The 21,247-nt window shown below is 67.0% G+C and carries 21 protein-coding genes; 9 read left to right on the forward strand and 12 right to left on the reverse strand.

The window, feature by feature from the left end:
• Positions 1 to 871, forward strand: an 871-nt coding sequence (locus tag A5740_RS23765) for a PfkB family carbohydrate kinase (RefSeq protein ID WP_076198210.1), incomplete at its 5' end; no start/stop codon positions are given.
• On the forward strand, positions 868 to 1,644 hold the full coding sequence (gene surE / locus A5740_RS23770) for a 5'/3'-nucleotidase SurE (protein ID WP_076198178.1): 777 nt from the start codon (positions 868 to 870) through the stop codon (positions 1,642 to 1,644). The genes A5740_RS23765 and surE, both read left to right, overlap by 4 nt.
• 23 nt (positions 1,645 to 1,667) lie before the next feature.
• Here the strand turns inward: surE and A5740_RS23775 are convergent, their stop codons facing one another.
• Positions 1,668 to 2,543, reverse strand: a complete 876-nt coding sequence (locus A5740_RS23775) for a hypothetical protein (protein ID WP_076198180.1) — start codon at positions 2,541 to 2,543, stop codon at positions 1,668 to 1,670.
• A gap of 242 nt (positions 2,544 to 2,785) precedes the next feature.
• Between A5740_RS23775 and A5740_RS23780 the strand changes: the two genes are divergently transcribed.
• The 4 genes from A5740_RS23780 (at position 2,786) to A5740_RS23790 (ending at position 8,015) form a co-directional block, all read left to right on the forward strand.
• Positions 2,786 to 4,819: a toprim domain-containing protein gene (locus A5740_RS23780; protein ID WP_076198212.1), complete on the forward strand. Its 2,034-nt coding sequence runs from the start codon at positions 2,786 to 2,788 to the stop codon at positions 4,817 to 4,819.
• 9 nt (positions 4,820 to 4,828) lie between these two features.
• A complete protein-coding gene (locus A5740_RS23785) occupies positions 4,829 to 6,973 on the forward strand; it encodes a DNA gyrase subunit A (RefSeq protein WP_076198182.1) in 2,145 nt (714 codons plus the stop codon).
• A gap of 28 nt (positions 6,974 to 7,001) precedes the next feature.
• Positions 7,002 to 7,145 carry a hypothetical protein gene (locus tag A5740_RS28850; RefSeq protein WP_175616343.1) on the forward strand — a complete coding sequence of 48 codons (144 nt, stop codon included), beginning with the start codon at positions 7,002 to 7,004 and terminating at the stop codon, positions 7,143 to 7,145.
• A 99-nt stretch (positions 7,146 to 7,244) separates the two neighbouring features.
• Positions 7,245 to 8,015 carry a DUF1906 domain-containing protein gene (locus tag A5740_RS23790; RefSeq protein WP_076198184.1) on the forward strand — a complete coding sequence of 257 codons (771 nt, stop codon included), beginning with the start codon at positions 7,245 to 7,247 and terminating at the stop codon, positions 8,013 to 8,015.
• A gap of 9 nt (positions 8,016 to 8,024) precedes the next feature.
• On the opposite strand, the gene A5740_RS23795 is transcribed toward A5740_RS23790, so the two are convergent.
• Genes A5740_RS23795 through A5740_RS23805 form a run of 3 tightly spaced genes read right to left on the reverse strand, consistent with a single transcriptional unit; the run spans position 8,025 to position 10,325 of the window.
• Complete coding sequence (locus A5740_RS23795; RefSeq protein ID WP_076198186.1) at positions 8,025 to 8,471, reverse strand: SRPBCC family protein; 447 nt, start codon at positions 8,469 to 8,471, stop codon at positions 8,025 to 8,027.
• A 22-nt stretch (positions 8,472 to 8,493) separates the two neighbouring features.
• Positions 8,494 to 9,180: a CPBP family intramembrane glutamic endopeptidase gene (locus A5740_RS23800; RefSeq protein WP_076198188.1), complete on the reverse strand. Its 687-nt coding sequence runs from the start codon at positions 9,178 to 9,180 to the stop codon at positions 8,494 to 8,496.
• Positions 9,177 to 10,325 (reverse strand): NAD(P)H-binding protein, encoded by a 1,149-nt coding sequence (locus A5740_RS23805; RefSeq protein WP_076198190.1) that lies wholly within the window; start codon positions 10,323 to 10,325, stop codon positions 9,177 to 9,179. The genes A5740_RS23800 and A5740_RS23805 overlap by 4 nt, the downstream gene beginning before the upstream one ends.
• Before the next feature lie 156 nt (positions 10,326 to 10,481).
• Here A5740_RS23805 and A5740_RS23810 point away from each other — a divergent pair, with 156 nt between their 5' ends.
• A complete protein-coding gene (locus A5740_RS23810) occupies positions 10,482 to 11,381 on the forward strand; it encodes a serine hydrolase (protein ID WP_076198192.1) in 900 nt (299 codons plus the stop codon).
• A gap of 4 nt (positions 11,382 to 11,385) precedes the next feature.
• On the opposite strand, the gene A5740_RS23815 is transcribed toward A5740_RS23810, so the two are convergent.
• The 6 genes from A5740_RS23815 to rpsF all read right to left on the reverse strand — a co-directional run bounded on the left by A5740_RS23815 (position 11,386) and on the right by rpsF (position 16,593).
• A complete protein-coding gene (locus A5740_RS23815) occupies positions 11,386 to 12,456 on the reverse strand; it encodes a glycoside hydrolase (protein ID WP_076198194.1) in 1,071 nt (356 codons plus the stop codon).
• 570 nt (positions 12,457 to 13,026) lie between these two features.
• The gene (dnaB, locus tag A5740_RS23825; protein ID WP_076198198.1) at positions 13,027 to 14,412 is read right to left on the reverse strand and encodes a replicative DNA helicase; all 1,386 of its coding nucleotides are present in this window, start codon (positions 14,410 to 14,412) and stop codon (positions 13,027 to 13,029) included.
• Between the two features lie 557 nt (positions 14,413 to 14,969).
• A complete protein-coding gene (gene rplI, locus A5740_RS23835; RefSeq protein WP_076198200.1) occupies positions 14,970 to 15,425 on the reverse strand; it encodes a 50S ribosomal protein L9 in 456 nt (151 codons plus the stop codon).
• An 11-nt stretch (positions 15,426 to 15,436) separates the two neighbouring features.
• A complete protein-coding gene (gene rpsR / locus A5740_RS23840) occupies positions 15,437 to 15,697 on the reverse strand; it encodes a 30S ribosomal protein S18 (RefSeq protein WP_003884147.1) in 261 nt (86 codons plus the stop codon).
• A gap of 35 nt (positions 15,698 to 15,732) precedes the next feature.
• Positions 15,733 to 16,233: a single-stranded DNA-binding protein gene (locus A5740_RS23845; RefSeq protein WP_076198202.1), complete on the reverse strand. Its 501-nt coding sequence runs from the start codon at positions 16,231 to 16,233 to the stop codon at positions 15,733 to 15,735.
• A 69-nt stretch (positions 16,234 to 16,302) separates the two neighbouring features.
• Positions 16,303 to 16,593, reverse strand: a complete 291-nt coding sequence (rpsF, locus tag A5740_RS23850; RefSeq protein ID WP_066901858.1) for a 30S ribosomal protein S6 — start codon at positions 16,591 to 16,593, stop codon at positions 16,303 to 16,305.
• Positions 16,594 to 16,751: 158 nt separating this feature from the next.
• Here rpsF and A5740_RS23855 point away from each other — a divergent pair, with 158 nt between their 5' ends.
• Together A5740_RS23855 and A5740_RS23860 are read left to right on the forward strand one after the other, a co-directional pair.
• Positions 16,752 to 17,504, forward strand: a complete 753-nt coding sequence (locus A5740_RS23855) for a hypothetical protein (RefSeq protein ID WP_139335320.1) — start codon at positions 16,752 to 16,754, stop codon at positions 17,502 to 17,504.
• A 5-nt stretch (positions 17,505 to 17,509) separates the two neighbouring features.
• Complete coding sequence (locus tag A5740_RS23860; protein ID WP_076198204.1) at positions 17,510 to 18,022, forward strand: hypothetical protein; 513 nt, start codon at positions 17,510 to 17,512, stop codon at positions 18,020 to 18,022.
• Between the two features lie 44 nt (positions 18,023 to 18,066).
• Here the strand turns inward: A5740_RS23860 and A5740_RS23865 are convergent, their stop codons facing one another.
• Entirely contained in the window at positions 18,067 to 19,716 is a 1,650-nt protein-coding gene (locus A5740_RS23865; protein WP_076198206.1) for a glycosyltransferase family 87 protein, read from the reverse strand.
• On the reverse strand, positions 19,713 to 21,247 hold a 1,535-nt coding region (locus tag A5740_RS23870; protein ID WP_076198208.1), incomplete at its 5' end, for a transglycosylase domain-containing protein. The genes A5740_RS23870 and A5740_RS23865, both read right to left, overlap by 4 nt.

Consider the following 21,247-nt stretch of genomic DNA (forward strand, 5'->3'; position numbering starts at 1 on the left):
CTGGCAGTCGCGAATGATGTCCTCGCTGGGCGTGCCGGTCGTGCTGTGCTCGGCCCTCGGCGGTGAGACGGGCGACGTCCTCGGCCACCTGCTGCCCGTGCCCGACGTCACCGTGCGCAGCGTGCGGGTCAGCTCACGCAACGGTGCCTATGTGCACGATCGGCGCAAAGGCAGCCGGGAGATCCTCGCCGAGAGTGCCGGCAACCCGCTGGACCGCCACGAACTCGACTCGCTCTACGAGCTCACCTTGACCGAGGGCCTGACGCACGGCCGGGTCCTGCTGTCCGGGCCCCAGGACGACCGGGTGTTGCCGGCAGACCTGTATCGGCGCCTGGCCACAGATCTCGCCGCCAACGGCTGTGAGGTGGCCGCCGACCTCGCCGGCGAACGGCTCGAAGCCGTCCTCCTCGGCAAACCCAGCTTGGTCAAGGTGAGCCACGAGGAGCTTCTCGCCGACCGGCGGGCCACCTCCGAGAAGGCCGAGGACCTGGTGGCGGCGATGCGCACCATGCGCGACGAAGGGGCGGGCACGATCGTCGTGTCGCGGTCCGGTGACGCACCGGCCCTGGCCCTGCTCGACGAACAGAAGCCCGGCGGTGACGGCACGCGAGGCGGGGCCATCGTCGAGATCGGGATGCCCAAGCTGGAGCCGGCCGATCCCGCCGGGGCCGGGGACTCCATGACGGCAGGCATCGTCGCCGCCCTGGCCGGCGGCCGCCCGTTGCGCCGAGCGTTGCAGATCGGGGCGGCGTGCGGCGCGCTCAACGTCGTGCGACACGGGTTGGGCACCGGCGGTGCGCGGGCGGTGGAGACCCTCGCCGAACGAGTCGAACTGCGGGAGTGGACAGCAGAGGAAGGCGCCGACGCATGAAACGTGCCCTGATCACCAACGACGACGGGATCGACTCGGCCGGCCTGCACTGGCTGGCCGCAGCCGCTCGGGACGCCGGCCTGGACGTGATCGTGGCGGCACCGGCAGAGCAGTCCAGCGGCGCCAGCGCCGCGCTGAGCGCAGTTCGCAAACAGGGCCGCACCATCGTCGAGCGCCGCGAACTGCCCGGGCTCGACGGCGTCGAGGCCTGGGCGGTCCACGCGCAGCCCGGGCACATCGTGGTCGCCGCGCTCAACGGCTGGCTGCATCCACGGCCGGACCTGGTGCTGTCCGGCATCAACCACGGCGCGAATGTCGGTCGGGCAGTGCTGCATTCGGGTACCGTCGGCGCCGCGCTGACCGCCAAGATCAGCCACACCAGCGCGCTGGCCGTGTCCCTGGATGTGGCGCTGCACCCGACCGGTGAACGGCACTGGAACACCGCCGCGGACCTACTGGCACCGGTGCTGGAGCTACTGCTCGACGCGCCCGAGGCCACCGTCCTGTCCCTCAACGTCCCCGACCGGCCGGCCTCGGAGGTGGGGCCGATGCGCCATGCGCGACTCGCGCGCGGCGGGACGGTCCAGGCGCGGGTCGACGACGTCGGGGGCAGTGACCTGCGTCTGGGCGAAGTCGAGGTGACCGACGAGCCGGAACCGGGCACCGACAGTGCCCTGCTGGCCGCCGGACATCCGACCCTGACGGCACTGCGGTCGGTGGAAGCCGACGACGGGGAACTGGTTCAGGATTGGCTGAATTCGATACGCAGCTGATCGGCAACTGACCGGCAACGCGGCTAAGTGGCGGCGAGCCGGGCGATCTCGCTTCCCAACTTGTTGACGACGTAGACGTTGCCGTCCCCGTCCACCGCGATACCCGCCGGTGTCTGAAGCCCGCTGAACGGCAGTTGCACCCAATCGCCGCCGCGGGCGGACATTCGAGACACCGTCTTGGCCCGCAGGTCGGTGACATACAGGTTGCCGGCCGCGTCGACCGCCAGACCACCCGCGTGGTCGGTCGCACCCTTCACCGGTTCAGCGGTGGTCGCGTCCTTGGCGATCTTCATGATCGTGCCCCGCATCGAGACATAGATGTTGTCCTCGCCGTCGATCACCATGTGTCCCAGGCCGCTGATCCCCTCGACCGGAAGTTCGGTCGGAGTGCTCGCCCCGGGCGCCAGCTTCAACAGCGTGTGGTGCTCGTTGTCGCCGAGATAGACCGTGCCGTCCCGCGCGACGGCGATACCGCTGAACTGGCGGAGCTTGTCGAAGGGCAGTGCTTCGGCGCGGGTGGTCCCGGGCTTGACGCGCTCGGCGATACCGCCGCGCGCGACGAACGACAGCGCGCCGTCCGGGGCCACCGCCATGGTCGAAATCGCGGGTTGAACATCGAGTTTCAACGGTGCCGGTTCGGCCGCCCCGGGGTGCACCGTCCAGATCCCGGTCGAGCCGCCCAGGTACAGCACGTTGTCCGAGTCGACCCCGATCGCCCGGACTTCCAACTGATCGACGGGAATCGCGGTCTGCCGACCCTTCTGCACCGGCACTTCGACGGTGGGAGAAGTGGAGTTCGGCGAGCACGCCACGAGGACGCTTCCCATGGCGACGGCAACCACCCCGAGGACGCTTCCGACCGCAGCCGTGAAGATCGGCTTGATCCGCTTGCGCTCCATGTCGGCGAGCTTAGGCGCGCGCCGCCACGCCGATGCCCTTCGCCACCGAGTGATCTGTGAATCGACTCACTGCCGCGACGGCCCGACCAGCGGGTCCGTGGCCTTCAGACCCGCGGGTGCGGCCGCGGGCCGTGGCGATGGCGCTGACTGTCGGCGCCTGGGGGGACAATGCGTACGCCGCCCGCGCCCTCGGGGTGGCAGCCGATTGCTGCGGCATCGGCCGTGACGGGAAAGGACCAGCAGTGAGTTACAACGCCGCAGACATCACCGAGCTCGACGATGTCCAACACACACGGCTGCGGCCGGCGGTGAACCTGGGCCTTGACGTGCTCAACACGGCGCTGCGTGAGCTGGTCGACAACGCGATCGAAGAGGTCGCCGATCCCGGCCACGGCGGCTCCACCGTCACGATCACCCTGCACGCCGACGGCTCGGTCAGCGTTGCCGACGACGGCCGCGGCCTGCCCGTCGACTCCGACCCGGTGACCGGAAAGAACGGCATCGTCAAGACGCTGGGCACCGCACGAGCCGGAGGCAAATTCTCCGCGCATGCGGACGCGACGAGCACCGGGGCCGGTCTGAACGGGATCGGCGCGGCGGCAGCCGTCTTCATCTCCGCGCGCACCGACGTCACCGTGCGCCGCGCCGGCAAGACCTACCTGCAGAGCTTCGGCCGCGGCTATCCCGGCACATTCGAAGGCAAGGAGTTCGACCCGGACGCCCCGTTCACCCGCTCCGACACCCAGAAACTCCGCGGCGCCGGAAACCGTAAGCCCGACGCGCACGGCACCACGGTGCGGATCCTGTTCGACCCCGTCGTGGTGCCGGATTCCAGCGTGGACATCGGCGAGGTGTTGCTGCGTGCCCACGCCGCCGCGCGGATGTCGCCCGGGGTGCACCTGGTGGTCGTCGACGAAGGCTGGCCCGGTGACGAGATTGCGCCCGCGTTGCTGGAGCCGTTCAGCGGACCGTGGGGCACCGACACCCTGCTGGACCTGATGTGCACCGCCGCGGACACCCCGCTGCCTCAGGTACGCGCTGCGGTGGAGGGTCGCGGTGAATACACCACCGGCCGTGGCCCCACTCCGTTCCGCTGGTCGCTGACCGCCGGGCCCGCCGAGCCGACGACCGTGGCCGCGTTCTGCAACACGGTGCGCACCCCGGGCGGGGGCTCACACCTGACCGCCGCGCTGAAAGGGCTGTCCGAGGCCCTGGCCGACCGCGCGTCACGCATGCGTGACCTCGGGCTGGCCAAAGGCGAAGAAGGCCCGGAGGCACAGGATTTCGTGGCGGTCACCGCCCTGGCGGTGGACACCCGCGCACCCGACGTGGCCTGGGATTCGCAGGCCAAGACCGCGGTGTCGTCGCGGTCGCTGAACCTGGCGATGGCCCCGGATGTGGCGCGCAGCGTCACGATCTGGGCGGCCAACCCCGCCAACGGTGACACCGTGTCGCTGTGGACCAAGCTGGCCCTGGAATCGGCACGCGCCCGACGCAGCGCCGAGGGCGCCAAGGCCCGATCTCGCGCGGCATCGAAAGCCAAGGGCCTGGGGACCAACCTGTCGTTGCCGCCGAAACTGCTGCCCAGCCGGGAGACCGGGCGTGGATCGGGCGCCGAACTGTTCCTGTGCGAGGGTGACTCCGCCCTGGGCACCATCAAAGCCGCGCGTGACGCCACCTTCCAGGCTGCCTTCCCGTTGAAAGGCAAGCCGCCCAACGTGTATGGCTTCGCCCTGAACAAGGCCAGGGCCAAAGACGAATTCGACTCGATCGAACGCATCCTCGGCTGCGGCGTACGTGACAGCTGCGACCCCGAGCAGTGCCGGTACGACCGGATCCTGTTCGCCTCCGACGCCGACCCCGACGGCGGAAACATCAACTCGAGCCTCATCTCGATGTTCCTGGACTTCTACCGGCCGCTCGTCGAGGCCGGGATGGTCTATGTGACGCTGCCACCGCTGTTCGTGGTCAAGGCCGGTGACGAGCGGGTCTACTGTCAGGACGAATCCGAACGCGACGCCGCCGTCGCCCAGATGCGCGAAACCTCCAAACGCAAGGTCGAGGTGCAGCGCAACAAGGGTCTCGGCGAGATGGACGCCGACGACTTCTGGAACACCGTGCTGGATCCACAGCGGCGCACCGTGATTCGAGTTCACCTCGATGACAACGAGAGCAAGCTGCACCACACGTTGTTCGGCGGGCCACCCGAGGGCCGGCGCACGTGGATGGCCGATGTCGCCTCCCGCGTCGACACCGCTTCCCTCGACCTGGACTAGGAGTACGACATGACCGCCACCCTGGACGTTCCCGAGCAGAACGCCGACCTGGTCCTCGATCAGAGCGCCGATGACTACTGGAACCGCTACCAACTGACCTTCGCGCTCTACAGCGTCAGCGACCGCGCCATCCCGTCCGCGTTCGACGGGCTCAAGCCCGGCCAGCGCCGCCTGCTCTACCAGATGCACGATTCGCGGCTGCTGCCCGGAAACAAACCGCAGAAGTCCTCGAAGGTCTGCTCGGCAGTGACCGGCAACCTGCACCCGCACGGCGGCGCGTCGATGTACGGGGCCGCCGCGCTCATGGCCGCCGATTTCCAGCGGGTGAAAGTCATTGACGGGCAAGGGGCATTCCCGCGCATCCAAGGCGACATCCCGGCCGCGGACCGCTACACCGAGATGCGGCTGTCAGCCCCGGGTGCGGCACTGACTGCCGAACTCGAGGACCACGCGGTGCCGATGGTGCCGACGTTCGACGGCGAGTGGATGGAGCCGACGGTCCTGCCGGCCCGCTGGCCGGTGTTGCTCTGCAACGGCGCCGTCGGCATCGCCGAAGGGTGGGCCACCAAAGTGCCGGCCCACAACCCCCGCGAGGTCATGGCGGCGTGCCGGGCCCTGTTGAAAACGCCGAACATGACCGACGACAGGCTGGTGAAACTCATTCCCGGCCCGGACTGGGGGTGTGGGGCCACCGTGGTCGGCACGGCCGGGCTGCGGGACTACATCACCACCGGCAAGGGCACGTTGACGGTGCGCGGCACGGTGTCCGTCGAGGGAAAGAACTGCATCATCACCGAGCTGCCGCCCGGTGTCGCGAGTAACACCGTGCAGGAACGGATTCGGGCCCTGGTCGAGTCCGGTGAACTGTCGGGTGTGGCGGACATGTCGGATCTCACCGACCGCCGCAACGGGCTCCGTATCGTCGTCACCGCCAAACGCGGACACAGCGCCGAGACGATCCGCGATCAACTTCTGGCGTTGACGCCGTTGGAGTCGACGTTCGCCGCCAGCCTGGTTGCACTCGACGAGAACCGGGTGCCGCGCTGGTGGTCGGTACGCGAACTGATCTCGGCGTTCCTGCATCTGCGCGATTCGGTGATATTGCACCGCAGCGAGTACCGGCTGGAGAAGGTCACCGCCCGCCGTCATCTGGTGGCCGGATTGATGAAGATCCACCTGGATATCGATACTGCCGTCGCGATCATTCGGGCGTCCGACACCGTGGACGATGCCCGGCGCGGCCTGCAGGAGCACTTCGAGATCGACGAGGAGCAGGCCAATTACGTTCTGGCGCTGCAACTCCGCCGATTGACCAAACTCGACGTCATCGAGCTGCAGGCCGAGGCCGACAAGCTCGACGCCGAGTTCGCCGAACTCACCGAGCTGGTGGCCAACCCCGACGCGCGGCGCAAGGTGATCGACGAGGAACTCGTTGAGACCGCGAAGCTGTTCAAAGCCCCCGAATTCGACCGGCGTACCGTGCTGGACACCGAGGCCACGCCCGTGTCGGCCGGCGCCGACGACGACGGACCGCGCGAACGAAAGGTCAACGCCGCCTGGCGCCTCGACGACCGCGGCGTGTTCTCCGACAGCCACGGTGAACTGTTGACCTCAGGTCTGGGGTGGGCGGTGTGGTCCGATGGGCGGATCAAATTCACCACCGGTGGCGGGCTGCCGTTCAAGATCCGCGACATCCCCGTGGCCCCGGACATCACCGGGCTGCTGGCCTCGGGCGTGCTCGCCGAGGGGTACCACCTGGCCCTGGTGACGCGACGCGGGAAGGTGTTGCGCATCGACCCGGCCGCAGTGAATCCGCAAGGCGTGGCCGGCAATGGCGTGGCCGGGGTGAAGCTGGTGGCCGGCGACCCGGAAGACGCCGTGATCGCCGCACTGCCGCTGAACTGTGGCAACGGTGAAGCTCTCTTGTCGATCTCCGAGAAGGGTTGGAAGGTCACCGAAGTCGCCGATATCCCGGTGAAGGGCCGCGGCGGTGCCGGCGTCGGTTTCCATCCGTTCGTCAACGGTGAGGATGCGTTGCTCTCGGCGACGGTGTCGACGACGGGCTTCATGCGCGGCAAGAAGACGGTGCGGGCCGAGAACCGGGCGAAGGCCTCGGTGAAGGGATCGGGGGCGGACGTCACGCCGGCGCCGTAGCCTGACCACAACACTTCGAGGAGGCTCCATGGTCAGCGCGGAACCACACATCTACCTCACCGTGCCGTCGGTGCGGATCTGGGCCAAAAACAACCGTGGGGCGGCAGTCGGCCTGGCGTTTCTTGCCGTGGTGGTGCTGGCAGTGGTGGTTGCGGCCCTCGTGTTGTCTTGATCCCTCGTGTTGTCTTGATGAGGTAACGGTTCGACATCCGACGCGGGTCGTCCCGCGAGGCAACATGGTTAACAGCCGTCACATTGTTAACATCGCGCCGTGCAGGTATCCCGACGTGACGCGCTGCGCTATGCCGCCACGGCGTCGGCGTTGGCGGGCCTGGGTGCGGCCGCGGCAGCCATGGGTGCGCCGCCGGCGTCGGCCGCCGCTCCCACCCTGATCGACTTCGCCATGCGCCAGATCCCGGCCGGCGACATCCGGGCGGCCGGGCACTCCGGGGTGATCAACTACGTCTCGACCTCGCGTCCCGGCTCGTCCTTCGGCGCCAAGCCGATCACCCTGCCCTACGCCCGCCAGTTGACGGCGGCCGGACTGGTGATCGTCAGCAACTTTCAGTACGGCAAACCCGGCGGGACCGCGCCATCGGACTTCACCCGCGGGTACGCCGGCGGTGTCGCCGACGCGCACACCGCCTGGCAACTGCACACCGCGGCAGGAGGCGGCCAGAGCGCGCCGGTCTTCTTCAGCGTCGACGACGACATCGACCGCAACACCTGGAACTCCGTTGCACTGCCGTGGTTTCGCGGAATCAACTCGGTCATCGGTGTCCAACGCACCGGCATCTATGCGGGTGTCAACCCATGCCAGTGGGCCATCGAGGACGGCGTCATCGGCAGATCGGGTACGCCCGGCCGCGCGTGGATCTGGCAGACCCGGTCCTGGTCTGGTGGAAAGATCCACCCAGCCGCGGTGCTCTACCAGCGCGTCATCGACACCGCGTCCAATCCCGGCCCGGTGGTCGGCGGCATCCGCGTCGACGTCAACGATGTCCTGGCCCAGGATTGCGGCCAGTGGAACATGCATCCCTGAGCGTGATCGTCAGCTCGCCGAAGGTGTCGGCGACAACGCGGCCAGCGCGGCAACCGATTTACGCACATCGGATTTCAACACGCCGGCGACCACCCGACCGACCGGACCGTTGAGCAGGCCGCCAGACAACGTGGCCACCACATGGAACAACGATCCGGATGACTTCTCCCGGACACGTAGGTCAAGGCAGATGTGCACACCACCGCGGCCCTTGCCGCGCAGTTCGATCCGGTTGGGCTCATCGTATTCAGTGACCTCCCAATGAATCACGTTGCGAAAGCCCTTCACTTTGATCAGAGACGAGACTCTGGTGCCCTTTTGAAGCTTTTCGGGAAGCCGGCTGCGCCATCCGCCGAAGATCGTCAGCCATTCATCGAAACGCGACAAGTCGGAGGCCAGTGCCCACGCGTCCTTCGGTGAAGCAGAAGAGGTTGCGGTTACGTCGATGCTCGCCATGGCGGACCTATACCCCCAATCGCTACAGCCCGAACAGCGGCGGGAGTGCCAGCACCATCACCAACCCCCACACCAGGTGGGTCAGCACCGGCGCCAGCACGCCTCCGGTCACGCGGCGCTCCCACGCGCACGCCGTGCCGAGGATGACGGCAGCGAAACCCAGCATCGGGTTGCCTGACGCCGAGGTCGCGACGATGTAGAGCAGGGTCGAGAGCAGCACCGGCCGGTGGCCGGACAGCGCCGAATAGAGCGCACCACGGAAGAACAGTTCCTCGGCCACGCCGTTGACCAGGGTGATGGTGACGATCAATGGCAGCGACCCGGTCTGGGCGAACGCCAGGACCCGGGTGATCAGCGCTGCGACCACGTCGATTTCGCGGGCCACCAGGGCGCCGACGACGAACGCCGCACCGAGAAGCACACCGGTCACGATCCCCAGGACCGCCGGCCGCCGGTGCGGATGGCCCCATGGTTCGGTGCCCAGATGCAACGGACCCGACAGCAAGGCACCGCCCGCCCACGTCGCGGCCAAGCCGAACGTCAACCAATAGAAACTGGGATCACCGGGGCGGCGGGTGAGCGACACACCGAGCAGAACGGCTCCGAGAATCAGGACAGCCACCACGACGCGCCGACGGCGGCGGATCACCGACGGCGATTCCTGCGGGGCAACCGCGCTGGTGCGCATGAGGTCGAGCAGGTTCGTCATGACGCATGCATCCCGGGTTTGAGAGCGCTGAGAACGCCCAGACCGGTCCGCACCGCACCGACCACCGGTCTGGGGATGGCCGCCAGCACGCCCAATACGCGCCGGGCCGGGCGCGGTGTGACGGCGCCTGCCAGCCGCCGCAGCCACAACGCGTCACCACCGGCCCACGCGGGATCGGTCTTGGCCAGGCGGTGCGGATCGCCCAGCACATTGACCGGCGCCGGCACCGAATATGCGACGGACCGGGCCAGGGCGTCGTCGACAGCCACCAGGCCTCCGGGCGGGTCGGCCACCGTCGCGCTGAGTCTCCGATCCGACGTCGTCATCGGATATTCCAGGGAGGCAACAAGATCGGCGGACAATCCGCCCGGCAGCGGCAGCACGGCCGCGGTCAGTCGACCGACCAAGCCGATCGGTACGCCTGGCAGCGGAAGCGACACCCGGGGGCGGCGACAAATCCGTGCGTAACGCTGCATCAACTCGCCGTAGGTGGTGCGCTCGGGTCCGGCGAGATCGTAGGAGCCCGCCGGAACCTGCTCGGCGTCCGCGGCGACCACCAGGTAGTACAGGACATCGCGAATAGAGATCGGGTCGATCGGATTACCGGCCCAGTTCGGCATGGGAAGCGTGACGAAGCGGTCGGCGACGTAGCGCAACATCTCGAACGAGGTGGACCCGGCGCCGATGATCATCGCGGCACCCAGCCAGACGAGCTCGGCGCCGCCGGGCACCTGCAGCGCCGCTGCCACCTCTGCGCGGCCCTGCAGGTGCTCCGACAAACTTCGCGCGTCGGGGACGAAACCGCCGAGGTAGACGATGCGCGACACCCCGGCCGCCGCGGCAGCCCGAGCGACGTTTCCCGCCGCCGAATTGTCGGCCTCACGAAAGTCGGGTTCGCCGATGCCGTGCAGCAGGTAGTAGAGGACATCGACACCGTCTCGCCCCGACGCGGCCGTCAACGCGCGGCCCACCGAATCTGCATCGCCGGCGTCCATGACGACGCACCGGACGTCATCCACCCAACCGAACCCTCGGACTTTGTCGGGGTCACGCGCAGCCACGGTGACATGGTGACCCTCCGCCAGCAATGCCGAGACCAGACGGGAGCCGACGTAACCGGTGGCACCGGTGACCAGAATGCGCATAGCCGGTCGATACCCGGCGAGCTGAGAAGCCACACCGTGGAGTTCAGTTCGCGCGATCCGAAAGGGTGGGGCGTAACCGACCGCGGCTAGGCTGGGACGACCGCCGGGCGCAGAGTCCATCGAGCTCCCCTGGCCCCGGAATCACGTGGAGGTTTTATGCGCAGGCGGTTGTCGAAGGCGGCGATGGCGGGCATGGCTATCGCCAGTGCGGCGATGCTGGTCACCGGTTGCGAGGCGCGGGTCTCGGCCATGCCACCGGTCGAGGACATCGCCCAGGATCCGGTGGTGGCCCAAGAGCCGCCTGGACAGGCCTCGGCGCCGTTCGACGGTCTCGACGCTCGCACCCGCCAAGCCATCGCCGACGCCGCCGCATCCGGAGCGGAAATCACGGTATCCGTGCTCGACCGCACCACCGGCCAAGTCGTCTCCGACAGCGCCAACCAACCGTTTCCGATCGCCTCCGTGGTGAAGCTGTTCATCGCCGACGACCTGCTGCTGCGGGAATCGACCGGCGAGGCGAAACTGACCGCCGCCGACCACAAGTCGCTCGACATCATGCTGCGCTCCTCCGACGACGGCGCGGCCCAGACGTTCTGGGACCGCAGCGGAGGTAACGCCGTCATCTCACGCATCGTGGCCCGGTACGGATTGACCGGCACCACCGCGCCCTACAACGGGCATTGGGACGTCACCCAAAGCACTGCGAGCGACCTGGTGCGCTACTACGACATGCTGTTGGACGGTAGCGGCGGGCTACCCCCCGAGCAGGCCAACGTGATCATGACCAACCTCGCCCAATCCACCCCGACGGGCACCGACGGATACCCGCAACGCTTCGGCATCCCCGAGGGCCTCTACGCCGAGCCCGTCGCCGTCAAGCAAGGCTGGTTCTGCTGCTGGAACGGCGGCAACCAGCTTCACGTGTCCACCGGCGCAATCGGACCGGACCGCCGCTACGTCATGGCGATCAGCTCTCTGGAACCCGGCGACGCCGCCTCCGCCCGCACCACCATGACCCAGGCCGTCAAGACCATGTTCCCCGGCGGGCACGTCTAAGGTCTCAGCGGCGCGGTGTCGTGGTGATGTGCACGTGGTCGTAGTGGCCATAGCCGGTGGCCTGCGGGCCGGACGGCGTGTAATAGGTGCCTCGCCAGATCACATCCTGCAACCCGAACCGGACGGCATTGTTCAACGCGAAGGCAAGAATCTCGTCGCCGAGCGCGATCCCCTCGGGGCTGCCCGAATTGGGAATCATGATGTCGATCGCCAGACCACTAGGATGCCACGGCTTCGAATCCGGCCGTACCCCACCGATTTCGGCAATCTGGGGGAACGTCGCGCTGACCGCCCGCGCCGCCAGGATCGAATTCGGCTGCAAACCGATTTCGGAGGCGACGCCCATGGGTAACGCCTCGGGGATGTCGACCTGGGCAGCTGCCAGGGACGGAGCGTCCTGTCCCGGAGTTGGTGCGCTCGGCGGTGCGTTGTCGACCATCGCTTGCTGTTGCGGTGACAGCGCGCCGTACTGCGCCTCCGCGGCGGCGATCTGACGCAGGAGTTCGGTCCACTTGCGTTGCAGGTCGGCGCGCACCGCAGAGGCCTGCTCGGCCTTCGTCCGGGCTTCGGCGGCCGACTTCTCCGACGCCGCGGCCGCCGTGGCCGCGCGCTCACGAGCGACGCGCGCGCCCTCCAGCTGGTCGGCGATCCGACCCGCCACCGCCCGATCCAACGACAATCGGTCGATCAGCTGCCCTGGGGAGGTCGCGGTCATCACCGCCGCCAACTGCCCTCTGCCACCGCTGATGTACGTCATCGCCGCCACGTTGTCGGCCGCCTCCTGATGAGGGCCGAGCTCGGTGGTGGCCATCGCGAGGGCTTCCTCGTCGGCGCGCTGACGGTCCACGGCGGCGGTGTGCTCGGCCTGGCTGGCGTCGACCTCACGTTGGGCAGCGGTGACGGCCTCACGGGTCTGGACCGCCTGCCGGGACAATTCGTCGAGGCTGGACAGCGCGTCCGCCGCCGGGTCCGCGTTGGCGTCGATCGACGAGACGGACATAGCCACGGCCACAGCGGTAACCGCGGCCGCCGAACAACACAGCACTCGCCGAAGGGAATGGCGGACGCCGGTCATGCGGATTTTTTCGATCCTTCACTGCAAGGACCGATCGTGGCCCGCCTGTCGATATCTCCGACAGGCTACGAACTGGCTGGGGCGATGTCCACCCGTCTGCCCAACGGTCTGTGGCGCCGCGCGATTCGTTCGGGTTACGGCGGGCTGCTCGCGGGTCGGGGTTCGGCGTGTCGCTGGAACGAATGAGGATGCCGATGTGCCCGCCTACGAGCGACTTTTCAGCGACTATCGCCCCACAGGCACCATGGGCAGCAGGTGTCACGCGGCCATTGTTTACTCATGTCACTGAAGGCTCAAGGACCCCACTGGTCACGGATATTCCGTTGTCCAGCTATCAGCGACAGAGTCGCTAGGAATCGGGCACTGGACAGATGGGGCTCAAGTTGCCAGTGGTGTGCGAGGGGCAAAGACGCTGCGCGACAATGGGTTTAACGAGCACAGTGGTACTGGTGTGGCGATAGTCGCTGAAAAGTCGCTGACAGTCGGGCACATCGGATATCCCTCCAAACTGCCGCACGCTCTAAATTGCCTGCCCTCGCGCCAAACGATTTGGGCACCGCCGACCGATGGCTAGCGCGCCATATTCGTAAAGCGGGAGAAATGCAGTTGGTGTGCCACCGTGATATTCGCAGTGGGGCCGTTGCGGTGTTTCCCGAGAATAATGTCGGCTTCACCGCCGCGCGGATCTTCCCGGTCGATCGCATCGGGGCGGTGCAACAGCAGGACCATATCCGCATCTTGCTCGAGCGAGCCCGATTCGCGCAGGTCAGAGACCTGCGGGCGCTTGTCGGTACGCTGCTCCGGACCGCGGTTCAGCTGGCTGATCGCGATCACCGGCACTTCGAGTTCCTTGGCCATCAGTTTGAGGCTTCGGGAGAAGTCCGAGACCTCTTGCTGGCGGGATTCGTATTTCTTACCCGAACTCATCAGCTGCATGTAGTCGACGACAACGAGCTTCAGATCCGCCTTCTGGGCCAACCGCCGGCCCTTTGCCCGGATCTCCATCATGGTGAGGTTGGGAGAGTCGTCGATGTAAAGCGGCGCCTCGCTGATTTCGCTCATCCGCCGGGCCAGCTTGGTCCAGTCGTCATCGCTCATGCGGCCCGAACGCATATCGGCCAGTTTGATTTTGGCCTCAGCCGAGAGCAGTCGCATGACGATCTCGGACTTGCTCATCTCCAGCGAGAAGATGACGCTGGCCATCCGGTGTTTGATCGAGCAGGACCGCATGAAATCCAGGCCCAGCGTTGACTTACCCACGCCGGGCCGCGCCGCGATGATGATCATCTGCCCCGGGTGCAGGCCGTTCGTGATCTCGTCGAATTCGGTGAACCCGGTCGGCACACCGCGCGCGATGCCGCCCTGCGAGGCGATCGCGTCGATCTCGTCCATCGTGGGCTGCAACAGGTCTTCGAGCGCGACGAAATCCTCGGAGGCACGGCGTTCGGTGACGTCGTAGATCTCGGCCTGGGCCCGGTCCACCACGTCGCTGACGTCGGCACCGTCGGCCCCGGCATAGCCGTACTGGACCACGCGGGTGCCGGCCTCCACCAACCGGCGCAGCAGCGACTTGTCGGCGACGATGGCGGCGTAGAACCCGGCATTGGCAGCCGTGGGCACCGTGGAGATCAGGGTGTGCAGATACGGGGCGCCGCCGATGCGGCGCAACAACCCGCGACGATCCAGCTCGGCGGCGACGGTGACGGCGTCAGCCGGTTCACCGCGGCCATAGAGGTCCAGGATCGCGTCGTAGACGTTCTGGTGGGCCGGCCGGTAGAAGTCACCGGGACGCAGCCGCTCGAGCACGTCGGCGATCGCGTCCTTGCTCAACATCATGCCGCCGAGAACGGCTTGCTCGGCCGCCATGTCCTGCGGCGGCTGACGGCCGAAATCCTCCCCAGGCGGAGGGCCGTCCATCTCCGAATCCGGATGCCCCAGGTCGTCCACGACCGCCACGGACTTCCACCCCCTCCCGAGACCGCCTCACGACTGCTCGAACGTCTATTCGAATCGGTACTGCAACTGTAAAACACGATGCCGACAAGCTTGTGACGACGGTGCGACGCACCACGCTAGACGTTGCTGGCGGTCCCCGGAACCACCCCTGTGGATCGACCTGTGGATGGCATGGGGATAGATGTCGGTCACGGTGTTGAGCCTCTGGGGAGAACCTGTGGATCAATTCCGGACGTTCTGCTGTTTTCGCTGTTCAGCGTGGCAGAGACGGCGTCAGTAATTGTGTATGGGAAGTTCTCCGGCGTGTCGTGCCGGGTTGCCATCTCGGGCGTGTTGTGTTGCCCACAGGGTCCGTGCCGGTTAACACCGGGTTAGCTTCGCTGCGCGGACTTTGACGCACCATGTTCGCCAGAGATACAGCAACGCCCGGGTGGAAACCTCTGCAGGTTCCCACCCGGGCGATTGAGTGCCGGCGGAATGACTCCGCTACGGATTACTCCGCGACTCGGTTATTCCGGGACTGAGTTATTCCGGGACTGAGTTATTCCGCCACAGAGTTATTCCGCGACAACGTTGAGCGACACCTTGGCTTCCACCCCGGTGTGCAGCTTCACGGTGATCGGGTGCGTGCCGACCGACTTGATGTGCGCCTTGGGCAGTTGCACGGTGCGCTTGTCCAAGTTGGGGCCGCCGGCCTTCTTGATCACGGACACGACGTCAGCCGCGGTGACCGAACCGAACAGCTTGCCGGTGTCGGCCGCCGCATGCACCGGCAGGGACACCTCGCCCAGGTTCTCCAGAGCGGTCTTGAGCTCGTTGGCGTGCTCGACACCCCGGATGGTCTTGGCCTCGCGCGCCCGGCGGATCTCCTCGGCCTGGCGCTCGGCACCACGGGAGGCCACGATGGCCAGCCCGCGGGGCAGCAGGTAGTTACGGCCGTAGCCGTCCTTGACCTCGACGGCGTCGCCTGCGACACCCAGGTGTTCCACCTCAGCGGTGAGAATCAGCTTCATTGGTCTATCCCCTACCGCGTCGACGAGCCGAACGGCAGCAGAGCCACCTCGCGGGCATTCTTCACGGCGATGGCGACATCGCGCTGGTGCTGGACGCAGTTGCCGGTCACCCGACGGGCACGGATCTTGCCGCGCTCGCTGATGTAGGTGCGCAGCAGCGCAGTGTCCTTGTAGTCGATGACCTGCCCCTTACCCTTCTTGGAGCAGAACACGCACTTACGAGTCTTGACCGGCTTTTCCGGTGCCGGCCGTCGCTTTGTGGACTTGGCCATTGGTTATCTCTTCCTTGCAAAAATTTCGTTGTTGATCAGAACGGCGGCTCGTCGTCGGCCCCGCTGAAGGAGCCGGACGCCGGCGCACTGCCCCACGGATCGTCCTTGGGCTCGGACTGGCGCGAACCTCCGCCGCCACCACCGAAGCCGCCGCCCCCACCGCCGCCACTACGGCTGGCCTTGTTGACCTTGGCCGTGGCGTAACGCAAAGACGGACCGATCTCGTCGACCTCGACCTCGACCACAGTGCGCTTCTCACCCTCACGGGTTTCGAAGGAACGCTGCTTGAGCCGGCCGGTGACGATCACCCGCGAACCCCGAACCAGGCTCTCGGCCACGTTCTCGGCCGCCTCCCGCCAGATGTTGCACCGCAGGAACAGCGCCTCGCCGTCCTTCCACTCCCCGCTCTGGCGGTCGAACATGCGCGGCGTGGAGGCAACGGTGAAGTTGGCCACGGCCGCGCCGGACGGAGTGAAGCGAAGTTCCGGGTCGGCGGTCAGGTTTCCGACAACTGTGATGGTGGTGTCACCAGCCACGAGATCCTCCTGGGATAGGCATGTCCGTTTGCGCGAAGCCTACGTAGCTGCGCCGACGACTGACGGCCTTTAGTGCTTGTCGGTCCGCATCACCTTGGTCCGCAGCACGGACTCGTTCAGGTTGAGCTGACGGTCGAGCTCGGACACGGTGGCCGGTTCAGCCTTCACATCGACGACGGCGTAGATGCCCTCGGCGTGCTTGGCGATCTCGTAGGCCAGCCGGCGGCGGCCCCAGATGTCAACCTTTTCGACAGTCCCGCCATCCTTGCGGACGACGTTCAGGAACGTCTCCAACGACGGAGCTACCGTGCGCTCGTCAAGTGTGGGGTCGAGAATGACCATGATTTCGTATGGACGCATTAGAACCTCATCACCTCCTCTGGTCGTGTACGGCCACGGCGGATTCCGTGGCAGGAGGGTCGCCTGCGTCGGCAACCGGCCCAGGCTACCCGAAAGCGCCCTGATCTGCGAAATCCGTATATGGTGAGCCAGTCAATCTTCGACGATCGGGGGATCTTGTGACGTACCCCAACGGGCCCTACGGTCAGGGGTTCGGAGAACAATCCGGTTACCCGCAGCAGCCGGGTTATCCGCAACAGCCCGGTTACCCCCCGCAGCCGGGTTATCCGCAGCAGCCAGGCGTTCCACCGACGTCTGGTTACCCGCAACAGCCGGGCTTTCCACCGCCGTCGGGCGGCTATCCGCAGCAGCCCGGGTATCCACCACCGCCCGGTTATCCCGGGGCGTACCCCCCACCGGGCCTGCCGCCCATGCCTGCCGCATCGCCAAGCGGTGCCACCGGCATCACCGCGGCCGTGCTGGCCGGGCTCGGCGCCCTCACCAACATCTTCGGTGGCATTGCGGGGTTGATTGGTCTGCTCATCCTCAGCAACGACTCGACCTTCGACGCATTGGAGCTCTCAGGAGGCGCGAAGGCGCTGCTGGCATTGGTGCTCGTGCTGAACCTCGTCAGCGGACTTCTGCTTGGGGCTGGCACCGTGATGTTGTTGCTGCGCAAGATGATCGGCCGGTGGCTCGTGGTCGCAGGATGCGGGGTGACAATCCTGTCCAGTCTGATCGGCGTCGGGATCAGTAGCGCCGCGGCATCGCAGGTGCCCTACGGTGGCGGCGGCGTGTCCTCTCTGCTGAGTCTGATCTTTCCGGTCCTGACACTCGTCCTGGCGTTGCTGCCGTCGACAACGGCCTGGATCCGGGCGAAAGAGAATCCCGTTGCACCCCAGCCCTATCCGCCGTATCAGGGCTGGGCCTGACCCTCGTGACCTCTCTGCACGGACCCGACGGTACGGAAACGTCTGACGTCTCGGAACCTGCGTCCGACGTCGCCCCGAACGCAGTCACGGCGATCCTCACCGCTGTCCTGGCGGTGATCGGCGGACTGCTGACCCTCGGCAACGGCATTCTCGGATTGTCCGGACTTTCCGCGCTCGTGACCGACGCGGGTCTGCGGTCCCTGGCCATGAGATCCCCCGGGGTCCTCACCATGACCGTCCTTGCCACGCTGCTCAGTGTCGTCTGCGGAGTCCTCCTCCTGGCCGGCGTGCTGGCGCTGGTGCGACGCAAGGTGATCGGCCGCCGACTCATCGTCATCGGCAGTGCCTTGATCATCGTGGGCAGCCTGGTCAGTCTCTGGATGAATGTCGCGACGACCGGCAGCTACGCAGCTCCCGGGTCGAGCGGACTGGCGGTCCTGAGCTTCGCCCTGCCGATCGTCACGATCGTGTTGGCCGTGCTGCCGACGACGACCGCGCGGGTTCGGCGAAACCCGTGACTGCCTCAACATTGTCACGCTGGAGTGGCTGTCACGGCCGAGCGTCACGCTAGCGTGCGTGAAGGTGTTTGCCGCTCGGAATCCGGCGCCCGCTCGACCCGCACCCGGTCCGCCGACGGCCGCAGCCAATCCGGCAGCCAGCGCGGCGGAGTATCGGAGGCCCGGTCGAACACCCCGCCGGTCGGGTCGTCGATGCGTCCGCCGTAGCGGACCAGGTCCAGTTCGGGGCGGTAGATCTGACGGATGACCAACGCGCACAAGACGATCACCGCAAGATCACGCAGGAGCACGGTGATGGTGAACCACTGCTCAGGTAGCCCCTTGTTGGACTCACCGTACAGATAGAGCATCCGAGGAACCCAGACCAGGGCGTCAATCGTCATCCACGCCAGCAAGATTCGACGATGCGGCAAGGCCAGCACCGCCAGCGGCACGAGCCACAGGGAAAATTGTGGGCTCCACACCTTGTTGGTCAGCAGGAATGCCGCCACCACCAAGAAGGCCAGCTGCGCCAGCCGGGGCCGTTGCGTCGCGGTCAGTGCGATGTAGCCAATGGCGATGCAGCACGCCGCGAACAGCACCGCGGTCACCGTGTTGAGTACCGTCGGCGGCTGCCAGAAGCCGAGATCCTGGTCGAACCCGCGCCAGTCGGTGAACGACTTCACCACGTTGTAGAGCGAATCCATGTCGTCGCCGCGACGGGCGTTGAGCCGGAAGAACTCTGACCATCCTCGCGGGAAGAGCACCATGATCGGCAGGTTGACCACCAACCAGGTGATCACCGCGGTCACCGCGGCCTTGCCGACCTCCCGCAGCCGCCCGGTCCGCAGGGCCAGCAACACCAACGGGACAAACAGCAACAGCGGGTACAGCTTGGCCGCGACGCCGATCCCGATCAGCGCACCGGCCCACACCGGTTTGCGCCGCGCCCACGCCAACATCGCACCGGCGGCGGCCGCGGTGGCCAGTGCGTCGAAGTTGGTGAACACCTGGAAGATCACGATGGGCGACCCCGCCACGAGCGCGGCATCCCAGACCCTTCGGCCGGCCATCCGGGACGTCGCCCAGATCGTGGCCAACCAGGCCAGCGCCAGACCGAACGCGGCGATGTTGAAGAACATCACCACCTCGGCCACCACCGGGATCGACACCAGTTTGGTCAATGCGGTGTACGTCTTGGCCAGGGACATCGACACGTACTGATAGAGCCCGGTGAGCACCGGATACTCCATGTACCGGATCGCCGGGCTGCCGTCGTACTGCATCCGCGGCTTGCCGGTGGCGTCGTTTTCCACCCAGCTGGACTTGTAGGGAAACTTGCCCAGGTTCAACAACTCTGCGGTGTAGAGCGGAACCGTGTCGGAGTAGCAGAGTTCGTAATAGGCCCGGTTGTTCTCCCAGTTGGCCACCCGCTGACCGGCGGTGCCGGTGCCGGTGGTCTGCAGGCAGGCGGCCTTGGACGTGTACCCGAACGCCAGGAACACCACGGCGATCAAGAACATCACCCGCAGCGGGGTCATGAACCGGGCCCGGCCGATCAGCGCGTGACGTCCAACCGGCCCGCCCACGGTCTGCGACAGCGCTTCGGCCAGCCGGTCGTTGCGGCTGGGGAGGTCGCGCTCGTCGGCACTCCGCCGGTCATCGACGAGCGGAGCCGGCGAGTCCAGCCCCGCCGGCGAATCCCGGTCCGTCACGGAGGCGGCGGGGGTACCGGAACGCCCGGCTCGCCGGGGATGACGGGGGCTCCCGGCGGCGGTCCGATCGGCACGGTGGTCGGCGGGCCGATCGGGATCGTGATGCCCGGGGCCACTTCGATGGTCGGCTGGATGACGGTCTCCGACGGCATCCCCGCGATCGGCGGGCCGCCCGGGGTACCCGGCACCGTCCCCGGCGGCGGAGGCGGCGGCGCCTGCGGCACACCGGCATAACCACCGATTTCGGTCGGCTTCGGGAACGACTCGTTGTCGGTGCCCTCCAACGCACCGTCCATCGTGGCTTTCCAGATGTCCGACGGCAGGCCCGATCCGTAGACCGGCCCACCCCACTTGTTCTTCAACGGCTTGACACCCTCGGTGGTCCCGACCCAGACCGCGGTCGACAGCGACGGTGTGTAACCGACCATCCAGGCGTCACGGTTGTCGCCGGTGTCGCCCAGTTGGTTGGTACCGGTCTTGGCGGCCGAGGCCCGCCCGCCGGCCAGGTTGTGTCCCTTCGACCAGCCGGCGATGGGCTGCATCGCCGACGTCACGTTGTCGGCGACCGCCTTGTCGATGCGTTGTTCACCGTTGTCCTGCTTGGTGGCGTCGAACAGCACCTGCCCCGCGGAGTTCACGACTTTCTGCACGAAGTGCGGCTTGTGATAGACACCCGAGGCCGCCAGCGTGGCGTAGGCCGAGGCCATGTCGATCACCCGGGACTGGTACTGGCCCAACACCACGCCGTTGTTGGGCGGCCCGCCCTTGCCGTCCTCGGACAGGGTGTGCTCGACGCCGGGGAAGCTCTCGGCCACACCGGCGTCGTGCGCGGCCTTGGCCACGTCTTCGGGTCCGTTCTCCAGCTTGAGCATCAGCCGGTAGTAGCTGGTGTTCAGCGACCGCTTGAGCGCCTCGGCGATCGAGCAGGTACCACACCCCTCGCCCTCGACGTTGGTGATCTTGATGCCGTTGACCGTGACCGGCCCGCTGTCCACCTGATAGCCCAGGCCGATGCCCTGCTGCAGCGCCGCGACGAGGGCGAACACCTTGAACGACGACCCCGTGGGCAATCCGGCCTGGGCGAAATCGAAGCCGTTGGCGTCCGAGCCGCCGTAATAAGCCTTGACCGCGCCGTCGTGTGGGTCGATGGACACCACCGCCGTGCGCATGTCTTCGGCTTGGCCGTCCATGTATTTGGACACCGCGTCTTCGGCGGCCTCCTGGGCCTGCGGGTCGATCGTCGTGGTGATCTGCAGACCCTCGGTGTTCAGCGTCTGCTCACTGATGTCGAACAGGTCGAGCAGTTCCTTGGTGACCTGCCGTTCGATGAGTCCGTTCGGTCCGGTGGTCTGGTTTTCCTGGCGGGCCTGATCGGGCGGCACCGTCGGCGGGAACACCTGCCCGGCACGGTCACTGGCCGACAACGCACCCATGTCGACCATGCCGTCGAGCACCCAGTTCCACCGGTCGGCTGCCCCCTCCGGATCCACGGCGGGATCCAGCGTCGACGGCCGCTGGATCAGCGCGGCCA

This window comes from Mycobacterium sp. GA-1841 (assembly GCF_001954135.1).
GTDB lineage: Bacteria > Actinomycetota > Actinomycetes > Mycobacteriales > Mycobacteriaceae > Mycobacterium.